Origin of the sequence: Acidiphilium sp. PM (assembly GCF_000219295.1) — a bacterium.
GTDB classification, from domain to species: Bacteria; Pseudomonadota; Alphaproteobacteria; order Acetobacterales; family Acetobacteraceae; genus Acidiphilium; species Acidiphilium multivorum.
On the sequence record NZ_AFPR01000417.1, the window covers coordinates 1 to 914 of the forward strand.

Annotated in this window: 2 protein-coding genes; both read right to left on the reverse strand. The window is 70.5% G+C overall.

What is annotated here, in order from left to right; all coding sequences use genetic code 11:
• On the reverse strand, positions 1-696 hold a 696-nt coding region (gene puhA / locus APM_RS13150; protein ID WP_039888712.1), incomplete at its 3' end, for a photosynthetic reaction center subunit H.
• Between the two features lie 14 nt (positions 697-710).
• The coding region (locus APM_RS13155; RefSeq protein ID WP_007423855.1) for a PucC family protein at positions 711-914 on the reverse strand (204 nt) is incomplete at its 5' end.

Consider the following 914-nt stretch of genomic DNA (forward strand, 5'->3'; position numbering starts at 1 on the left):
GCTGATCTGGTCGGGATGGGCGAGGGCGGGGGCGGCGGCGAATTGCGCCGCGGTGACCGACTTGACCATGACCTTGACCGTCTGGCCCGGCGCGCCGCCGGTCACACGGGCGAGCATGATCGGCACCAGGACATGGCGGGCGGGATCGGCGGCGAGGCTCGCTTCGAGCCAGACGGCCATCTGGTCCGCCCGGTCGATCCAGATATCGACGACCGTGCCGGGGGACTGGCGGTCGCAGCAGATGACCGCGGCGCCGCGCGGATCGGGGTCTTCGCTGGCCACCCAGTGATCGGTGGCCACCCGCAGCGGGACGATCCGCGCCTCGCCCTCGGGCATCAGCTCGGGATCGGTGTCACGCTGGGTGAAGGCGGCCGGCCCGAGGCCGTCCTGCATCGGGTCGCCGAGCGGGATGATCGGTGCGCCGTCCCAGGGGGCGCTGGATTTCGCGTTCAGCACTTCGATCGGCTCGTTCCACGGCACCGAATGGGTCTTGCCGTTGGGCAGGAGGAAGGTTTTCGGCGCCGGCAGGGTGGGAAAGCCTTCCAGCCGCTCGCCCTTGTGGCCGGTGACCAGCGGGTAGCCCTCGCGCTTGCTCTCGCGCTGGAGGTAGATCACGAGGCCCGCGAAGAAGATCCAGAACGCGTAGAGAACGACCTGGGCGACATCGATATAGGGGGTTATGGCGCCGGTTGGCATGACGGACCTCATTGTCAGGGGTGGTGGGGCAGGATGGCGGCAAGGCCGGAAGGCTGCCTGCCGGCGCGGCGGACCAGGGGTCCGATCGCGACGAGGGTGGCGAAGAGCAGCAGGATCTCGAGGTGATAGACGACGCCGTAGCCGGCGGCGGGGCCGGTGAGGGCGGTGCCGAGCGCGCCGGTGGCGGCGAGATGGGCGACGCCGTCGCGCAACACGCC